This is a genomic window from Wolbachia endosymbiont (group B) of Protocalliphora azurea, assembly GCF_947251865.1.
GTDB lineage: Bacteria > Pseudomonadota > Alphaproteobacteria > Rickettsiales > Anaplasmataceae > Wolbachia.
The window spans coordinates 1,099,150-1,114,785 of the sequence record NZ_OX366394.1 but is presented as its reverse complement, the minus strand read 5'-3'; the positions used below and the strand labels follow the sequence as shown (position 1 = coordinate 1,114,785).

Here is a 15,636-nt window from a genome sequence, read left to right as displayed (position 1 = left end):
CAAAATATAAAAGATCTTTGTATAGTTTGTATATTAAGTTGTAGTTAAAGAATAAAAGTCCTGAAAAAGCTATTCTTTTATTATAAATAGTTGCAGAATATACAAGATCTTTTTATAATTTGCGTATTAAGTTAATCGTAAAGCAATAAATTGCTCTATAGACTTGAATAATATGCTTAATATAGGAGGGTATATGACTACTAAAAAAACAGTATCATTTGATGATATGGATGGAAATACTTATGAGTTAATCATTGATTCTAAAAAATTACCAAAAGGACTATATAGTGCTATTAGGCGTACTAGCAAAAAAAATCAGCAGCTTATACTTGTAGATGAGACTGATCCGAAAATATTTGATGATAAAAGCAGGTTTGAGAAGCCTGAAGGTGTGCCTTCCCCTAGCGATGTTTCTGAAAAATCAATCAATCTTGGAGAAGGACGTGAGGTTTATAACAAAAAATCTTCAAATCGTCAAAATCCGTTTATTCCAGCCTTAAGCAAGATAGAGCCAAGTGCAAGTGAAAATGCAGAATTAAGATGGTTTAAAAGTAGAGTAGTAAAGGCAAAAAGCGTAGAAGAACTGAACAAGACTATAGACCAAGCACTAAGTGCTGGAATCAGGATAAATGCGTATAGCGAAGGGCAGAAGAGTTTTGCTGATACAGTAATATCGAAAATGCCTTTGATCAAATGCAAAAAAAATGAGAAGGAAGACATAATATGTGAATTGATGCTAAATGGAGCAATATTCAGTTACGATCTATTGCAGGATAAGGGAATAAGTGAGATGCATAACAAACTCTATCAAGAGGTTCGTCCACAGATAGATGAGTGGCTTAAAGAACTGAGAGAAATCGGTGAAAGTGCTATTGAAAATGAAGGAATCATAGAAGACGTGGAAATGGATAATCAGACGTTTTTTATGAAATTTTCTGAGAGTAGTAAGGTAAATATTGCAAGAATATTGGAAGGTACAAAAAATTTAGGATTAACCACAGGAGAGGTAAAATTAGGAGGTGATGTTATAGAAATAGGAAATAGTAAGGTTGAAGTTAGAATTGGAAAAGAAGGTGAAAGGAATTACGTTGATGTGTCTGATAATAGTGCTTTTACACTACCGACAATGTTGCAAAAAACATAAAAATAAAACTAGAGAAAACCATTTCTCGAAAACTTCTGTGTCCAGAACCAAGAGTCCGATTTACTTATAGCGCTAATAATCAATTAACCATCGGCTTTAAGGAATGATATGAACATATTATTTCAAGGAAAAGTCATGAGAAACAAGAGATTAGCTATCCAAATTAGCTGTAGCTATGAACCTAATCGGTTAGCAGAACAATGCTTATCAGATGCTTATGAAAAGGTAGTGTCAAAGGAAATAAGTCAAAAAAACTTAAAACATAAAAATGGGATTCAAGGAGGGTCAAATGGTAACAGTATGTTTATATGCGAGAGTTTCTTCGGGGAAACAAGTAGAAGGAAATACGATAGAAAGTCAAATTGCAGCTTTAGAGAAGCAAATTAATCTGGACGGATACAGATTGTTAAGTGAGTATAAATTTATTGATAACGGCTACAGTGGATCTCATTTAGTCCGCCCTGATTTAGAAAAATTACGTGATAAAGTAACAGAAGGTAAAATTGATAAGATTTACATTCATTCTCCTGATCGTTTATCTAGAAAATATGCATATCAAATGGTGCTGATTGAAGAATTTGAAAAAGCAGGAGCAAAAGTGGTTTTTTTAAATTATGAGATTAACGGTAACCCAGAATCTCAATTACTGTTACAAATGCAAGGTATGATAGCAGAATATGAACGTGCGAAAATTATGGAACGAAGTCGTCGTGGTAAAATCTATGCAGCTAACAAAGGCTATGTAAATGTAATGGGAGGAGCTCCTTATGGTTATCGTTATATAGATAAGCATATGGGAGGAGGACAAGCTTTATTTGAGATTAACGAAAAAGAAGCTGATGTCGTTCGTAAAGTATTTTTGTGGATAGGCAGAGAAAGAACAAGTATTGGGGAAGTATGTCGTCGGCTAAATACTATGTCCATTAAGACACAAAAAGGAAAAGAACGCTGGAATAAAGGTACAATTTGGAGTATGTTGAAAAACCCTGCTTACAAAGGACAAGCAGCTTTTGGTAGAAGAAGGTTAGGAGTAAGATTAAAGCAAGTAAGACCACAGAAAGGCTCTTGTGAGCAGCCAAAAAGTAACCACTCTGTCTATCCTGTTGAAAAAGCAAATTGGATTTATATTAAAGTGCCAAATATAGTAGATGAAGATATATTTGATATTGTTCAAGAACAATTAGCTGAAAATAGAAAAGTAGCAAGGACAAGAAAAAGAGGAGCAAAGTACTTACTACAAGGTTTAGTCATATGTAAGCGTTGTAATTACGGATGTTACGGAACTTGCATGAGAAGTAGACGAGAAGAAGAAGGTGGTCATTATGCATATTACCGTTGTAGTGGTAAAGATTCTTACCGTTTTGGTGGTAATAAGATTTGTGACAATAAACCCATTCGCTCAGATGCATTAGAAACAGCTGTGTGGGAAGAGGTTAAGCAGTTATTGAAAAATCCAAACAGGATTTTAGAAGAATACAAGCGTAGGCTTTCAGAACTAAAAAAATCATCATTGGATCAAAAAAGTGACCTGCTAGAGAAACAAGAAAATAAATTAAAACGTGGTATTGCTAGACTTATCGATAGTTATGCTCAAGAATATATCAATCAAGAGGAATTTGAACCACGAATTAAAGCAATGAAACAAAGCTTAAAAACAATTAAAGAAGAGAAGAAAAAGATATTTTATCAAAAGGAATTAGAACAGGAGGTAACTCTGGTTGTGGCCAATTTAGAAGACTTTTCTTCCAATATTACGTTAAACCTTGATAACGCAGACTGGTTAACTAAACGTGATATTATCAGAACATTGGTCAAGAGAATTGAAATTAACCTTGAGGACGTAAATGTGGTATTTCGCGTAAAAGAGCTACCGAACTCTTCTGGACATAATGGAAAGGAAAATAAAAATTTGCAACATTGTCGTAGGTGTATTTGAAATAACATTTCCTACAAGTATTGGTAGCCTAAAAATTGTAGTATACCATAATGCGGAAAATGACAGTCAAGTAGAGGTCAGAGTGGCAGATAAAGAAATGTGGTCTGAACTACAAAAGAGAGGGGAAAATATAGGAAAAGGGTGTTTTTTTGGAGGAATGACGGTCACAGAAGCGGTAGAAAAAGGAAGTTTTCCTAGGAGTGGCAAGTGGAGTAAAGATAAGGTTGAAAAGACAATTAGTAATAGCGAAACATTATCGTGGGTTGATAAGGTATGTGGAGGTAGTAAAGAAACTTCTCGGAAACTTTAAACGAAGGGAGGTTTTCTTCCCTTCTTACTTACAACCATAAAATTGAAAAAGGCTTTCTAACAGATGTTTATTTCGGTAAAATTGTTACGATATGGCAAATATCTCTATAAGATACAAAATAGCACAAAAAGTAAGAAGCTGGAGGCTAAAACAAAAGTATACCCTAAAAGATTTAGTAGATAAAACCGGCATAAAATATCATACATTGCTAAGATATGAGCAAGGAGCATGTGGCATTCCAACTAAAAAATTAAAAGTAATAGCGGAAGCATTATCAGTTCATGTTGGCAGCTTATTTCCTAGACAAAAAGTACTGAGAGAAAATTGTTCTTTTAACAAAGAATGGATGATAGCAAAAATAAAGGGACAAGAATCATGCAAGTTGATTCGCGACTTAACTGGGTTTATTCAAGCTGAAGAGGAAAATAATGTAAAAGCTGCAAGGGTAAGCATGGCCAAGAACTTAGCGAAAGTAGGGTTTGATAATGATATTATCTATCGGGCAACTGGTTTATCAACTGAAGAATATGATGAGAAAAAAGGCTCTGAGCATTCAAACGAAGGACAAGAGATAAAAAAATGGAGAATAATAAGGGGATATACTCAAGAGGATTTAGCAAGAGAGCTAGATATAGGACCATCACAGATACATCACTATGAACAAGGTAGTGTTACTATTTTAAGCGAAAGATTATGGGAAATAGCAGAGAAGTTATCAGTGAATGCTGAAGATCTGATGAAGAAGTATGAAGAAGATAATTGCAAAGCAGAAAACGAGCTATTAAGTTGGGTGAGAGAGTCTAAAAAAATTGACAATCAAGAATCACGAGATGAACTGGATATATGGGTAGAATTTTTATCGCAAAGAAAGCAAGTTTACAAAGAAAAGATTTATAAAGCAGAGGCAATAAAAGTTGCGAATAATTTACGTATGTTGGACGTTTCTATTGATGCTATTTCTAAAATAACAGATTTATCTATTGAGGAGCTTGAAAATTATGCTTTCAAAACTTAGCCTGGGTTAAAAACAGCGATAGTTTATTGACTCAGAAATAATATATTAAGATATAAATAAAAGTAGTTAATATATCTACTCTAAACTCTTGTTTAGCTCTGCAGAATTTGGCATCTCTACTTATCAAGATATAACATCACAGAATTTATCTATCAGTTCCTGATTGTCCTCTATCATTGCCTTTGCCTCTTGCTGAAGAGATTTGATATTTTTTGATGTAATATTATCCATGTCAGGTGATGCTATTTTTAGTTGCGATTGTATGCGTATATATTTATCACCTATAACTTGATCAAGTTGGTAATTTACTGCATCTAAACTTGAGGCAAACATCACATGTAGTAGTGGTTTTATCCAGCCTATTTTTCCCAATCTCTTTGAATTGGCTATGCTTCTATCTGTTCTGCCAGTACCTATCGATAACAGTAGAATATCATCATTTGGAAATAACCTCTTACCACTTGCATATGCACAAGCCGCTGGATTATTGGCAAAAACCCCTCCATCCACTAATACTCTGTCTATCTGGTTGATTTTTAGATGTTTTGGTATGAAATAAGTAGGTGCAGCTGTTGTAGCTCTGAGTGCATCTTTCAGCTTAATATTACCTTCTTTCCAGCTTTTGAAGAAAAATGGACAATTATTGTTAATATCGTAACTTGTGATTAGCAAATTACTTAATGTCTTTTTTAGAATATCCTCTCCAAAATATTTATCCAGTACAGATTCAATATTTTTATGTGGATATTGTGCGCAGTGAAACCAAGATAGTATTGATCGCCTAAAAAATGAAGACTTAAAAATATATGGTCCATATTCCCGATAGAACTCGACTAAATCATTAGCAGAATATTGAGGTTTATCTTTTTTACATAATCCTGCTACAACAATTCCACCAGTTGAGGTTCCTGCGATCAGATCAAAGATTTCAGCTATCGGTTTCTTTGCCATCTTTTCTATTTCTGCTAGAATAATGGCTGGTATTATGCCCCTTATGCCTCCGCCATCAACAGACAAGATATATCTAGTCATTGTAAAATTCAGTCGTTATTTGTGTTTGTGAATAGCTTCAAGTTCGTTGACTTCTTCAGTGAGGTTTTTCACTCTCTCTTCAAGTCGATAGACTATTTCTATTAGTCCTTGGTTTTTTTCTATAAATTTATCATTGATTTGTACACGTAAGTCGAGTTTTGCCAACCACCATATGAACCCTATAGTCTGTACAGCTATTGTTATTATTACCGCTATTGGGATTTTTTGCTTTTTCATGTAAGAATATTAATCCATTATGGATAGTTTTGGAAGTTTATATACAGATTATAGAAACTTATAGCTTCAGTGATTACTCTTTGTTGATTCGTATCGATCCTCTGCTTCTGCAAGTAGCTTAATGATTTCTCTGTAAGGTTTATCTTTATTGTGCCTTGATCTTAGTACAGCTACATCTCTTGGGTTTTTCCCATCTGTGTCTCTAATGGTAGGGTCTGCACCTTTGTCTAATAAAAACTTAATAACTTCTAGGTGTCCTTCACCTGCAGCGTGATGTAAAGCTATTCTTTTAAATGCATTTCTATCAAGTGCGTTTATATTTACTTTTTCCTCTTCTATTAAAAATCTGATAATGTCTAAACATCCTTTTCTTGCTGCAAAATGTAACGTTGTTCCACTCAAGTTTGGAGCCATGTCTTTTACTAAAAGTTTTACTATTTCTAAGTTGCAATTATTAGTAGCCACTTGTAATGTTTTGTTATAATTATCTGCAGCTTTAGATCTTTGGTAGCAATAAGTAATAACAACACATACCATTAATATTATAAACCATACAAAATGTATTTTTTCCTTTTCATTACATTTCAGTTGACTCATATTCAGTAGTTTCTTTACATTGAATAGACTATATACTTATTTTTCCTTAACGTTACTTACTCAAAGATGCTGATAACATAGTAAGGTAGCCTGAGCTATTTAGAGTATGCTCCGCTCTATTAACTATCCATTCACCATCTACCGCTTGGTTAAAGTCTATAAGATTAAGTTTAGCTTCTGCAAAAATTTGAGGATTACCAGGCATAGTTATATCTAAAGTTTCATTGTTACGCTTCAATTGTTTCAACTTGGCATTTGCTGCACTCAGCGCTGACTCTGCATTAGAGTAAAGTTCCAGCATAATATAACTTGGCTCGCTACTACCAACTGTTTCTTTAATAGTTTCGCCCTTTTCATAGCTGTGCCATTTTGCTACTACTGAATTATACTTATCACGTACGGTAAAATGCACTTTCCAATTAATTGTGTCTTGAGTTCTAATAGTCGTTGTTCCTAAAGCTTTTCCTGTGGCTGATTTTGCCATATTTTTTGAAATAAACAATATATACCCACCAGCTAATTTTGCCATTGCTTCACGCTCTGTTGCGATCTTTGTTAACAGACTTATATCACTTTCATCTGCCTGATTAATATGGGGTATCAATACATTCTTAAATTCCTCAGCGACTTTGTATCCATATCCATGTTTTTGAGCTATTTCTTTTACTAAGTTTTCTATGGTAATTTGGCGCCATTCTTTTGATACTTTTGCCTTCAAAGATATTCTTAAATTTGTTGCATGAGCTTTTATTAGTAGGGTCTTAGGTGGGCCTTGTATCGTAACTTCATTGACTGTATATACACCCATTGGAAAGATTCCCGTTTCCTTATAACCTAGTGCTATGTTCAATTCATTTGGAACTTCTACATTTTCATTGCCATAATCAACACATACCTCTGCGATATCATCTATAGTACCAGATTCATCAGTAAGATGCACCGATATTACATGATCTTTTATTCCTTCAATGCTAAATTCAGGTTTCATTTATTCCCACACTTTTAACTTCGATTTTTTTAATTGCTCTTGTATTCTAGGTAACCTGATCTTTAATCCTGCAGGCAAAAAACTTCCATACTCTGCAAGACCAGGATTAGCCTCCAATACTATTTCTACTGCTCCAGAGCTATATCCATAGTGCTTAAAACATATGTAATCTAACATTTCATTTTCTCGTGCTATATAATGTACTGTCATACATAACTCCTTAAACTTAAGCTAAATTCAACCTTTTTTGGTAATCCACAGGGAAAATACGACATTTGCTTTTCTTCTAACCGCACAATAACAAATCTTCCCAAAACATTTCCTAAACTATCTACTAAGATACTTGGTTCCTGATTTTTCTCAGCTTCTTTCATACTTTTTAATTGATTTAAATCATTGAGATTATGGAAATAAATTATTCCTTCTAAGTCTATATTTTCTGTACCTTGGCCAATATTTTGTAATGAAGGTATTTTACCAATAGACTCAATTGTACTCCAACGATTTTCTTTACTATACCTTACACTTGTTGGAGAAAACTTATGTTGACCAAGTGATAGCATTAGTAAATTGGTTCTATTGAATCAAATAGAACGTCTCGCGATTTTTCTCTTATTCTTTTTATTACTGCATCAGCAAGACTACGTACATCTTGGTTAGGTTCTGCTTTTATACTTATATTAAATGTAAAAGTTTGATTGAAAATTTTTTGTTCACACTTTTCACAGTCTTTTAAAACTTTCTCTGAATTATCTCCTGCAGAACTTTTTTCTGTAATCACACTTTCAATATTCGTTCTACTATTCGAAATTCCACTAAAAGCATTATTATTTAATAAAGGATTTCCTTTACTAAAAACATTTCTATTTTCACTAGTTGCACTGCCTATTTTTGCTTCTACTGGTTTCTTTAATGCTTTTATTGGACTATCATTAAACAATTTTTCTACACTAATCCAATTTTCTATAGGTTTTGTCACTGATTTCCAGATACTTGAGAAAAAGTTCTTTACCTTTTGCCAATTAGCGATTACAAGCGCTGCACCAATTGATAGTCCAGCAATAGCAGCTCCTATAGGATTGGTTAGCGTTAAAGCTTTCAGTCCCATGATCACTGCTGGAATTACTCGAGCTGATAACGAAGTTAATACTGGCAAAAGTGTTCCCTGCAAAATAGCCTTAAAAGTTAATATTCCACCTCCAGCCAATGCAAATGCATAACCAAAACCTACCACTGCAATCTTACCAATAATAAGAGCTGAAATTATGCTCATAACTCCTGTAGTCAAAATTGGACACTTCTCTGCAAACCAAGCTATGAGGTTAGTTATCTCTCTTAGAATATTACTTATCCACTTTAAAGGAGGTAGCATTACTGAGCCCAGGTTCATTCCTAACTCTGCTATCGCATTCTTCAATAATCGCAAGTTATTTGCTGTAGTTGCTGCACGATTATTAAACTCTTCTTGCATGGACTTTTTAAATTTTTTCTCGTCAGCTAAATGATTTATGGCATCTTTATAATTCTTTAAGCTTCCAACTAGTAGTGCAATATCATCCTGATATTCTTGACCGAAGAGGTTGAGAAGAATTTGCGAACGTTCTTGTTTATCTGTTTTCTCTAAAGTTTTAAAAAAGTATAGTAATGCTTCTTGACCATTTTGAGCAATTTTTTGTGACATCTCTTCTGCAGTTATGCCTATGGATTCCAATGCTGCTTTAAATTCTTTGCCTTGCCCTTCAGCAGTTTGGAGCTTAGAAAGTAAAGCATTTATGGCAGTTCCTGCTTTTGCTGGTTGTTTACCTAAACTAACGAAGGCATTTACTAAACTACTTGTTTCCTTGATGTCAAGACCAAATTGTTTTGCAGTACCACCAACTATTGCTAGAGTTTCAACCATATCTTTTGCTTTGGCAGCAGTATTATCTGATAAGTGATTGATTACATTACCAACGTGTTCCATTTTGCTAACATCAATTCCATAAACGTTAGAAAGTTTAGCTATAGAATCACCAGCTTGTTCAGCGGACATATCGAATGCCGTGGCCATTTTAGCTACTGTTGTGGTAAATCCAAGTAGCTTATCTTTGTCGATACCAAGCTGGCCACCACTTGCAGCAATTTGAGCTAACTCAGCAGCCGACAGTGGTATCGTATGGGACAGTTCCTTCAATGTCTGACCAAATTCTGCGGCTCCTTGATTGTGAGCTGCCTCATCTTCAGCAAATCTCACTACTTTTTTAACATCAGCCATAGCACTTTCAAAGTCAATCGCAACTTTAATTGGTGCTGCAAGTGAAAGTCCTAGTCCTATAGTTTCCATTACTTGTGACCTATAATAAGCTTTTTTTGCCAGAGCATTTTGCTGTTTTTGTATTACAGATCCTAATTTACTGTATTTCCCTTTAAGTACTTCAATAGATGAACCAAGTTTAGTTTGATCCCTCACTAAAGATTTAATATCCTTTCCACTTTTCCTTATTTCTTCATTTAATGTGTGAAGTGTATCTCTCTTTTTGATATAAGCCTCTTTTGCCTTTGATGCCGATGCTTTCAATTTTTCGAATTCATTTCTCAGTGCTTTGCTTGGTTCTTTTTTTTCCTTCTTCTCTTTAGCAATTACTGCAGCTGATTCTTTTGCTTTCTTCTCCGCTTCCTTCCAATTCTTCATGGCTTCAAGGGCATCATGATTTAGTTGCTTAAATTTGGAAACAGATTTCATTGACGAATCAAGCTGCTTTATACTATCACCCAACTTAGAAAGCTTTGCTGTACTACCTGTCATTGCACTATTAAAACTGCCATCTAACGTTGCACCGATCTTTATTGAAAGCATTGACATTTTTTTGTTACTCCTTCACTTACTTCTAACCACTTTAGAAACTCTTTTATACTCATATTAATAATTTGCTCAATTCCACTTCCTGTTGTTGAGCTAAGTTTTAAAATATTGAATCTTAACTCCTCTGTTCCAGCGGCGACAAAAAATCTTTTAGTACCTTTTGTATTTCTACATAATCTTTAATACATAAATCTTCAACTACTTCTTTTGGCACAGATGCTAGATTAGCAATTAAAGCTACCTCTTTCAAAGCTTCGCCTTCTATGCGTTCTATAGTAAGTAAATCTCTTACTTTAGGTTCACGCATCGATAACTCTGAGACAGAAATACCATCAACTGTTATTGGGTTGTTTAGTGTGATAGTTTGCATAAAATTCTCCTATAAAAAATAAAATCTTGTAAAATGTTGTAACTATTTGATCAACATCTAAAAAATAGAATTCTAAAAATCTTCATATTCCAAGCACCGTTTGAAGTAGTGCCATCTGATCAACACCATTTATCTTTCTAATCATATTTTCAGCATCGATTTCTATTAACTCATTACCACCTATAGTAAGTTTATAGTAATGAGCAGCGACAGTGCATTTGAGAGTGGCTTTTTCAGCAGGTTTCCAGCTACCAAAGTCAAATTCTTTGAATATTCCCCTGAGATTGATTACTACAGCTTCAATATCGTTACTACCACTCCCTTGCATTCCACCACGGAGCGTCAAAGCTACTGAATTTCCATCTATCAAACCAAAAAGTCTAAAAAGTTCTGAATCATATTCTGCAAAAGTAAAATCTGCTTCAAGCTTTTCCATGCCCATGTCAATACTTACTATTACCCACAAATATAAATGGACATAAAAATAAAGTATTACAACATTAAAGTTTGCAAACATTGAGGGTAAAAAATGGCAAACAGGAATAATGAATGGGCTGAAAATGAATTTGGAGATGCTGTACTTGGAGATAAAAGGTTAACTGACCGATTAGTAAATATTGCTGATAGTTTTACAAGTTTACCTGAAAGCTCAATCAATCAGGCGTGTGGAAGTTGGTCAGAAGCAAAAGCAGCATATCGTTTTTTTCAAAATGAGAACGTGAAAGAAGGCGATATTCTAGCTTCACACGTTGCTAAAACAGTTGAAAGAACAAAAGCCCATAAAAAAATTTTTGTGATCCAAGATACAAGTTATATTTCATACACAGACCATGAAAAAACAAGTGGATTGGGAGTTATTACAAGAAAACATAGTCAAGGTATTATAATGCATACAGCTCTAGCTGTTAGTATAGAAGGTTTGGTACTAGGGATACTAGATCAAAAAATTTATTCAAGACCTGAAGAATCTGAAAACATAAAAAAAAAGAACAATGACAGTATCCGCATTGAAGATAAAGAGAGTATAAAATGGTTAGAAACTTTAAGCAACACAAACAACATTATTGATTCAACTCAAACTGAGACTATAACTATATGCGATAGAGAAGCAGATATATATGAGTTTTTTGAGCTTGCACATAATCTTAATTCGGCAGTGTTAGTTAGAGCTTCCAAAGATAGGGCAGTAAATAGAAAATCTCGATATCCTGAAAAAGGTGAGCAGAAGTTATGGGAATTTATTAAATCCTCTCATTGTGCAGGTACGGTAAAAGTTGAAGTTCCTGCAAAAGATAATAAGCCAAAAAGAACAGCACATTTGGAAGTTAGATTCGGAAAGTTTATTATGCATCCATCTAAGAATAGTATTAGGCATAAGAAAGAAGAATTACTTAAATTACCACACTATGCAGTTTACGTTGTTGAAAAAGACTTTCCTTCTGAAACAAGTCCGCTAGAGTGGATGCTTTTAACAAATCTTCCAGTCAATACCTTTGATGAAGCTGTTGAAAAAGTTAGGTGGTATTGTCTTAGATGGAAAATAGAAATATTACATAAAATTTTAAAATCTGGTCTCAAAGTTGAAGAATGTAGGCTTGGAACAGCAGAAAGGTTGATGCGATATTTAACAGTAATGAGTATTATTGCTTGGAGAATTTTCTTTATTACAACAATTGCAAGAACTGATCCAACATTACCGTGTACTACCTTATTAGCCGAAGAAGAATGGAAAGTTCTATATGTAAAAATACATAGAAAACCATGTTCAAATGCAACTCCTACTATAAAAGAAGCTGTTTCATGGGTTGCTCAACTTGGAGGACATTTGGCTAGAAAAAATGATCTAGAACCAGGACCCATTACTATTTGGAAAGGATGGAGACGTCTCTTTGATCTAGCAGAAGGATGGCGACTTGCTCACGAACTTTATATTTGTGGGTAATAGTAAGATGTCAATATTTATTGGAATATCCATACCACCAGCTCTATATTCTTCAGTTTTTATGGTAAGCTTCGGTAAGGTTATTTCATCTATTTTTCCTGCATAACCACGACCATCTACAAATACGTTAAAATTTCTCAGTATTTTCGGTAACACTTTGCTTTCTCCTAACTTATATTTACAAGATGGGATCTGAATATTATTTGCTCAGCCGGATATGGTGGTGTAAACTCAAAGTCAAAGTATACTTTTCCGCTTGCAATATTCGCCGGTGTATTGAGTTCGGGAGTTGCATAGCATTTTCCACTGATAATCGCTCCTTGGGCTTTTAAATTGGCCAAATAAGAATTCACCCCCTCAATCACATCATCTATATAAGTTTTAGTGATATTGCGATCAACTGCCCATAAATGAGCCCTAAGTAAACTATCGTTAATTAAATCAGCCGTTCTTCTCACTGACAGAAAAGCCCATTTCGAGTCATTTGAACATGTTCTATTGCCCCAAAGCCTATAGCCATTTTGATGAATTATCGTTGTTACTTCATTTTCATTTAAATGGTTTGCTCGGGAACGTTCAAAAAAGTGTGTCAAGCCGCATTTTTAGTTCAACTCAATTTTCAATCTATCTGGAAAGAAAATATCAAGTTGAGACATAGTTAAAGCCCAATTAGGGAGAGCCATAATCCACCTTTGCTCTACCTTTTTTATAGCACAATATACCTGTTTGTACAAGGCATTTGTACTAGTAAATGAACCCTTAGTTTTAGTAAATTTCCTGATTTGTCTATGCAACCCCTCAATTGGATTAGTGGTGTAAATCAGCTTCCTAACTGGCCCAGAATACTTAAAATAACTGGATAAGTTTTCCCAATTGTTCTGCCAGGATTTTATAACTAAAGGATACTTTTCTCCCCATTTTTCTTCCAGCTCAAGCAGATAATTCTCAGCAATTTCTTTACTTGAAGCACGATATATTTTTTTCAGATCATTCATGAAAACTTTTACATCTTTACTGGATACATATTTCAGAGAATTTCTTATTTGGTGTACTATACATAGCTGCACTTCTGCACTGGGAAATACACTGTTGATGGCTGCAGGAAAGCTTTTTAGCCCATCTACACATGCAATCAGAATATCTTCTACTCCTCTTTCTTTGAGGTCATTTAAAACTCCCAACCAGAAGTTAGCTCCCTCACTTTCAGCCAGATAAAAACCTAATACTTCTTTTCTGCCATTTTGATTTATACCCAATATATTATACATGCATTTACTTACGCAATGTCCGTCCTCCTTGACCTTAAAAAACATGCCATCCATGAACACTATTGGATACACTGATTGCAATGGACGGCTGCGCCATTCATTGATTATTGGTAGCAGTTTATCAGTAATATTGGATATCTCTGCTGCTGATATTTTATGGTCATATATTTCCTCAACGTGTGAAGCTATGTCTCTGTATCCCATGCCACTGGCGTATGTACTTAAGACCTTTGCTTCAAGTTCTGGATGTAGGCTTGTTTGCCTTTTTTTGACTATTTGCGGTTCAAAGCTTCCTTCTCTGTCTCTTGGTGTTAATAGTTCAAATGAGCCTGAACTTGTACGTAAAGTTTTTGCATTCCTTCCATTTCTTCGGTTATTTTCTTCACTTTTAGCTGACATGTGGCTTTCTATTTCACCTTCCAGACTTGCCTCTAGCAGCCTTTTTATAAACGGTGTTAATGCTCCATCTCTTCCTGTCAATGGTCTTCCTTCTCGTATAGATGACAGGATATTTGTTTCTAATTCTTTATAATCTACCAAACCAGTAGTTCTATTTGCTTGACTCATATCAAACCTCCATTTTTTATATCAATTTATTACTTTTTTTTCGGTTTGACACACTTTTTTGAACATTCCCGTTTGCTCTACAATTTGTATTACCGAGCGTAAAATCAATAGGCCTGCTTGTTCCAACAATACCATTTATCTCTTTATTTGAAGGTGAGTGCCAGAATCCTTGTTCGCTATCTACTTTCGCTATTAAACCAGCTACAAATGGGCTTGCTGGCAAGATTTCTTCTTTTCCTTCAATAAATAACTTAATCCATGGATCAACGACGTAAACTCTTGAGCTGCCGATGCTCTTTCGCCATTTTATTGCTTCTTCATCATTAGTATTTGGTCCATCTGCTACTATTATGCTTCTCAGCTTTTCTGCTATAGGAATTAATGCTGCAACCACTGCATCTTCTGGTAGTTGGTGAGTAAATTGAGGTGCAATTAATATTCTTGGAGCAACATGAACTATGCTTTCACTACTGAGGAATGCCTCTATCCCTTGATACTCTCCAGTCTCTTTATCAACTCCTCCAATTATATTCTTCAGCGTCTCTTCTTCTTTTAATTTTGGATCGCTGTTTTCACTTTCTTCAACTCGAATAACTACTACTGTTGCACCGATTTGGGAAAATATTCCATTTACTGCAGAAGGTAAACTGCCACTCTTTCCGAGCTTTGCTGCTTCCTTTAAGCTTCCTGCAACTAACACTGGTTTATTTAGCGGAAATTTTTGCTCATCAGCTTCAGGTGCAGTACCGATTACACCTATCACTGATGATTTAGCTGCACGTACTGTTTTTGCCCCTGAGGTTACCTCAATAACATTTACTCCGTGCAAAAATTCTTCAGCCATTTCTTTGCATCTTTTGTTTAAAATCGTTTAGTAAGTTCTCTACACTTTTGGCTTCTGCAATTTTCTTCTTGGTAATGTCTTCCAACTCTTCACATTTCATTATTTCTTTTACTGCTTTTTTTACTTTTTCTTCAATGATTCTTGCCATTTCAGTAACTGTAATACCACGTACTTTTGCTAATGGCTCTATAATTTCTGCATCTTTTTCGTCTATAGATTCTGGTGCTGCTAGAATGTTTTCTGCGGCTTTTGCTTGTATTTCGTACGACTTAAGCTTCTGATGAGAATATCCTGCGTATTGGTGAGTATAGTTATTATAATAAGTACGGAGACTAGAAAGTGCAGAAAGTTTTGCATTTTCCAATAATTCCAGCTCAATATCTTCCTTATTCCTTTCAACAATTTTCTCCCCTTCTGTTAGACAATAGCTTTTTTGCCAATCAAAATCTTCTGGTGCTTCATGCCAATCATTTCCAGTTGGCTTGTTTTCAAGTGTTGTTGTTTCAATCTGCTTGTGGTTTTCAAAACGTATATAAATAGTCAT

The 15,636-nt window shown here is 34.6% G+C and carries 15 protein-coding genes and 4 pseudogenes; 5 read left to right on the top strand and 14 right to left on the bottom strand.

Going from position 1 to position 15,636, the window contains the following annotated elements; genetic code table 11:
* Positions 1-193 precede the first annotated feature (193 nt).
* The 4 genes from OPR35_RS05290 to wmk all read left to right on the top strand — a co-directional run bounded on the left by OPR35_RS05290 (position 194) and on the right by wmk (position 4,405).
* On the top strand, positions 194-1,144 hold the full coding sequence (locus tag OPR35_RS05290) for a hypothetical protein (RefSeq protein WP_265024776.1): 951 nt from the start codon (positions 194-196) through the stop codon (positions 1,142-1,144).
* A gap of 268 nt (positions 1,145-1,412) precedes the next feature.
* Positions 1,413-3,080, top strand: coding sequence for a recombinase family protein (locus OPR35_RS05285; RefSeq protein ID WP_264704331.1), 1,668 nt, complete (start codon positions 1,413-1,415; stop codon positions 3,078-3,080).
* Complete coding sequence (locus OPR35_RS05280) at positions 3,034-3,390, top strand: hypothetical protein (protein ID WP_265024775.1); 357 nt, start codon at positions 3,034-3,036, stop codon at positions 3,388-3,390. The genes OPR35_RS05285 and OPR35_RS05280 overlap by 47 nt, the downstream gene beginning before the upstream one ends.
* Positions 3,391-3,481: 91 nt before the next feature.
* Positions 3,482-4,405: a WO male-killing family protein Wmk gene (gene wmk, locus OPR35_RS05275; RefSeq protein ID WP_265024774.1), complete on the top strand. Its 924-nt coding sequence runs from the start codon at positions 3,482-3,484 to the stop codon at positions 4,403-4,405.
* Between the two features lie 123 nt (positions 4,406-4,528).
* Here wmk and OPR35_RS05270 read toward each other — a convergent pair whose 3' ends face one another.
* From OPR35_RS05270 to OPR35_RS05230, 9 genes and pseudogenes are all read right to left on the bottom strand, one after another.
* The gene (locus tag OPR35_RS05270) at positions 4,529-5,437 is read right to left on the bottom strand and encodes a patatin-like phospholipase family protein (RefSeq protein ID WP_265024773.1); all 909 of its coding nucleotides are present in this window, start codon (positions 5,435-5,437) and stop codon (positions 4,529-4,531) included.
* A 15-nt stretch (positions 5,438-5,452) separates the two neighbouring features.
* A complete protein-coding gene (locus OPR35_RS05265; RefSeq protein WP_265024772.1) occupies positions 5,453-5,674 on the bottom strand; it encodes a hypothetical protein in 222 nt (73 codons plus the stop codon).
* Between the two features lie 66 nt (positions 5,675-5,740).
* Positions 5,741-6,271 carry an ankyrin repeat domain-containing protein gene (locus tag OPR35_RS05260; RefSeq protein ID WP_265024771.1) on the bottom strand — a complete coding sequence of 177 codons (531 nt, stop codon included), beginning with the start codon at positions 6,269-6,271 and terminating at the stop codon, positions 5,741-5,743.
* A 52-nt stretch (positions 6,272-6,323) separates the two neighbouring features.
* On the bottom strand, positions 6,324-7,259 hold the full coding sequence (locus OPR35_RS05255; RefSeq protein WP_213863737.1) for a contractile injection system protein, VgrG/Pvc8 family: 936 nt from the start codon (positions 7,257-7,259) through the stop codon (positions 6,324-6,326).
* On the bottom strand, positions 7,260-7,469 hold the full coding sequence (locus OPR35_RS05250) for a tail protein X (RefSeq protein ID WP_213863736.1): 210 nt from the start codon (positions 7,467-7,469) through the stop codon (positions 7,260-7,262).
* Entirely contained in the window at positions 7,466-7,822 is a 357-nt protein-coding gene (locus OPR35_RS05245) for a phage tail protein (RefSeq protein ID WP_213863735.1), read from the bottom strand. Before OPR35_RS05245 ends, OPR35_RS05250 begins: the two co-directional genes overlap by 4 nt.
* Complete coding sequence (locus tag OPR35_RS05240) at positions 7,822-10,101, bottom strand: phage tail tape measure protein (RefSeq protein ID WP_264954164.1); 2,280 nt, start codon at positions 10,099-10,101, stop codon at positions 7,822-7,824. Before OPR35_RS05240 ends, OPR35_RS05245 begins: the two co-directional genes overlap by 1 nt.
* 115 nt (positions 10,102-10,216) lie before the next feature.
* On the bottom strand, positions 10,217-10,471 hold the full coding sequence (locus tag OPR35_RS05235) for a phage tail assembly protein (protein WP_262986551.1): 255 nt from the start codon (positions 10,469-10,471) through the stop codon (positions 10,217-10,219).
* An 82-nt stretch (positions 10,472-10,553) separates the two neighbouring features.
* A pseudogene (locus tag OPR35_RS05230) lies at positions 10,554-10,925 on the bottom strand (phage major tail tube protein); the annotation flags it as partial.
* A gap of 75 nt (positions 10,926-11,000) precedes the next feature.
* Between OPR35_RS05230 and OPR35_RS05225 the strand changes: the two are divergent.
* The gene (locus OPR35_RS05225) at positions 11,001-12,413 is read left to right on the top strand and encodes an IS4-like element ISWosp2 family transposase (RefSeq protein WP_264686125.1); all 1,413 of its coding nucleotides are present in this window, start codon (positions 11,001-11,003) and stop codon (positions 12,411-12,413) included.
* 6 nt (positions 12,414-12,419) lie between these two features.
* Here the strand turns inward: OPR35_RS05225 and OPR35_RS05220 are convergent.
* From OPR35_RS05220 to OPR35_RS05200, 5 genes and pseudogenes are all read right to left on the bottom strand, one after another.
* A pseudogene (locus OPR35_RS05220) lies at positions 12,420-12,569 on the bottom strand (phage major tail tube protein); the annotation flags it as partial.
* An 11-nt stretch (positions 12,570-12,580) separates the two neighbouring features.
* Positions 12,581-12,982 (bottom strand): annotated as a pseudogene (locus OPR35_RS05215) (phage tail sheath family protein); the annotation flags it as partial.
* A gap of 33 nt (positions 12,983-13,015) precedes the next feature.
* Positions 13,016-14,248 carry an IS256 family transposase gene (locus OPR35_RS05210; RefSeq protein ID WP_265024688.1) on the bottom strand — a complete coding sequence of 411 codons (1,233 nt, stop codon included), beginning with the start codon at positions 14,246-14,248 and terminating at the stop codon, positions 13,016-13,018.
* A gap of 70 nt (positions 14,249-14,318) precedes the next feature.
* Positions 14,319-15,092: pseudogene (locus OPR35_RS05205) on the bottom strand (phage tail sheath subtilisin-like domain-containing protein); the annotation flags it as partial.
* Positions 15,085-15,636 carry a hypothetical protein gene (locus OPR35_RS05200; protein WP_265024769.1) on the bottom strand — a complete coding sequence of 184 codons (552 nt, stop codon included), beginning with the start codon at positions 15,634-15,636 and terminating at the stop codon, positions 15,085-15,087. The gene OPR35_RS05200 and the pseudogene OPR35_RS05205, both read right to left, overlap by 8 nt.

Bases quoted from the DNA above. Each gene is read 5' to 3' on its own strand.
- OPR35_RS05265 (WP_265024772.1), bottom strand. From the start codon at position 5,674: ATGAAAAAGCAAAAAATCCCAATAGCGGTAATAATAACAATAGCTGTA.
- OPR35_RS05270 (WP_265024773.1), bottom strand. From the start codon at position 5,437: ATGACTAGATATATCTTGTCTGTTGATGGCGGAGGCATAAGGGGCATA.
- OPR35_RS05255 (WP_213863737.1), bottom strand. From the start codon at position 7,259: ATGAAACCTGAATTTAGCATTGAAGGAATAAAAGATCATGTAATATCG.
- wmk (WP_265024774.1), top strand. From the start codon at position 3,482: ATGGCAAATATCTCTATAAGATACAAAATAGCACAAAAAGTAAGAAGC.
- OPR35_RS05200 (WP_265024769.1), bottom strand. From the start codon at position 15,636: ATGACTATTTATATACGTTTTGAAAACCACAAGCAGATTGAAACAACA.
- OPR35_RS05250 (WP_213863736.1), bottom strand. From the start codon at position 7,469: ATGACAGTACATTATATAGCACGAGAAAATGAAATGTTAGATTACATA.
- OPR35_RS05240 (WP_264954164.1), bottom strand. From the start codon at position 10,101: ATGTCAATGCTTTCAATAAAGATCGGTGCAACGTTAGATGGCAGTTTT.
- OPR35_RS05260 (WP_265024771.1), bottom strand. From the start codon at position 6,271: ATGAGTCAACTGAAATGTAATGAAAAGGAAAAAATACATTTTGTATGG.
- OPR35_RS05280 (WP_265024775.1), top strand. From the start codon at position 3,034: ATGGAAAGGAAAATAAAAATTTGCAACATTGTCGTAGGTGTATTTGAA.
- OPR35_RS05285 (WP_264704331.1), top strand. From the start codon at position 1,413: ATGGGATTCAAGGAGGGTCAAATGGTAACAGTATGTTTATATGCGAGA.
- OPR35_RS05290 (WP_265024776.1), top strand. From the start codon at position 194: ATGACTACTAAAAAAACAGTATCATTTGATGATATGGATGGAAATACT.
- OPR35_RS05245 (WP_213863735.1), bottom strand. From the start codon at position 7,822: ATGCTATCACTTGGTCAACATAAGTTTTCTCCAACAAGTGTAAGGTAT.
- OPR35_RS05225 (WP_264686125.1), top strand. From the start codon at position 11,001: ATGGCAAACAGGAATAATGAATGGGCTGAAAATGAATTTGGAGATGCT.
- OPR35_RS05235 (WP_262986551.1), bottom strand. From the start codon at position 10,471: ATGCAAACTATCACACTAAACAACCCAATAACAGTTGATGGTATTTCT.
- OPR35_RS05210 (WP_265024688.1), bottom strand. From the start codon at position 14,248: ATGAGTCAAGCAAATAGAACTACTGGTTTGGTAGATTATAAAGAATTA.